The following is a 1,716-nucleotide window of genomic DNA, read 5'->3' as shown; positions in this document are numbered from 1 at the left end:
GGAGGGGGCAGGGCGGAGGGGCGGGACGCGGGGCTCAGCGGTGCGGTGAGAGTGGTTCGCCGGTGCTGACCGGATACCGGACCTGCCGGGTGGGGGTGGAGTGGCGTACGGCACAATCCCGGTGCCTGGTACTTGGGATGCCTGGTACTTGGGGCTATGAGTCGGCTCTACGAGTTGGCTCTACGGAGCGGTGCGGGAAGGCGGCAACGGGCGGTGGCGGTGCAGGAGGCTGGACAAGGCGCGCACGAAGGCGGTTGCACCTGCGGGGACTGTCCGCAGGGGGCACGCGAAGGGCATAGACGAGCTGTTGCCGCATTCCTTTCCAAGCGGGACGAGTTGGCCTCCGGCCAGGGGCTGCCCGCCGCTGTCGCGCACTCGGCGGGGGCCTCGCGGCAGTGGGTGTCGGACGAGCTGACCCAGTCGGCGGACCTCGTCGCCGAGCGGGGCCGGGCCGAGGCTGCGGCATGGCTGGGGCTGCTGTGGCGGCGTACGGCCTTCGCGGTGGCGGGAGTCGTCGGGGGCCTGCTTCTGGTGCAGGCGCTCACGGCGATCGGGGCGGGCTGGACTGCCGCGCGGACCGCCGGTTTCCTCGCCGCGGTCGTCGTGGGCGGGCTGCTGGTCGGGGCGTCGTGGTTCCACCGGGCGCGTGGAGGTGCACTGGCGCCCGTCGTCGGTGAGGACAACCGGCTGTCCACTTCCCGCGCGGTGGCGGCGAGTTGGGTGCTGTTCGTCGTCTACGCCGTGCTGGTACTGGTAGGCCGGCTCGCGGGCGCCTCCTCGCCGGGCGAGCGTGACGCGCTGGTCTCCGGGCTCGAACTCGCCCGGGGTGCCGGGCTCGTCACCGTTCTCGCCGTGGTGTGCGGGATCGCTGTGCTGGTGCGACGGGTGGTGGGCCTGCGGGTGCTCGGCCAGCGCCTGCAGAAGATACGTGCCGACCGGCCGCGGGCCGCTGACCTGCTGACCGATGACTCGGGGCGGGGCAGCTTCGCAGACACGCAGTACGTGGTGATCGCCGGTGCCGCGCTGATGTTCGCGGCGGTACGGCTCGCTCGGCGGCCCGAGCAGTTGCCGGATCTGCCGTGGGGGCTGGCGTTGGTGGTGCTGGTGTCGGCCGCGACGTACGTTGCCGCCAAGTACGCCGAGGGTGGGCGACCGGTGATTCTCTCGGTCGTCCGGTCCCGCGAGGCCGGGGACCTGGACGCACCCATCCGGACGGGGGACGACATCGAGATCCGCGGGGCCGGGTTTGTGCCTCCGGGTGCCCACACGGCTGAACGTCTGTCGCGGATGGTGGTCCGGATCGGGACCGTCCATGTGCACGTACCGCTCGTCCCTGTGGCCGGAGGCTTCCGTAACCCGTCCGACGCGGTTCTCACCGTGCCGGTGCCTGCGGATGTGGAGCCTGGGCGGGTGGAGGTGCAGGTGGTTACTGCGGCGGGGGTGGAGACGAATCGGTACGGGATTGATGTGACGGATTGACTCCGTCGGTTGGGCGAGGGCGCTCCGCTGGTTGTGCGGGGCGCCTACCAGGTGGGTGGATTCGGTCCGTTGGCGGCTGCGGGCCGTCGGTGGCTGGTCGCGCCCACGCGGCGGAGCCGCATATGTCACAGCCCCGCACCCCTGGGGTGGGTGGGGGGTGCGGGGTCGTGGGCCGGTGCGTCAGCCCGTCGCAGGGCGGGCATACGGCCCTTAGCTGGTACAGGGTGCGGGTTCTCC

1 protein-coding gene is annotated in these 1,716 nt (G+C 72.1%); it reads left to right on the top strand.

The window, feature by feature from the left end; all coding sequences use genetic code 11:
* Nucleotides 1–213 precede the first annotated feature (213 nt).
* Nucleotides 214–1,479: a hypothetical protein gene (locus tag OP79_RS48845; RefSeq protein WP_033329692.1), complete on the top strand. Its 1,266-nt coding sequence runs from the start codon at nucleotides 214–216 to the stop codon at nucleotides 1,477–1,479.
* Nucleotides 1,480–1,716 lie beyond the last annotated feature (237 nt).

Origin of the sequence: Streptomyces yerevanensis (genome assembly GCF_000716805.1) — a bacterium.
Classification (GTDB): Bacteria; Actinomycetota; Actinomycetes; order Streptomycetales; family Streptomycetaceae; genus Streptomyces; species Streptomyces flaveus.
This window is presented reverse-complemented; position numbering and strand designations above follow the sequence as displayed.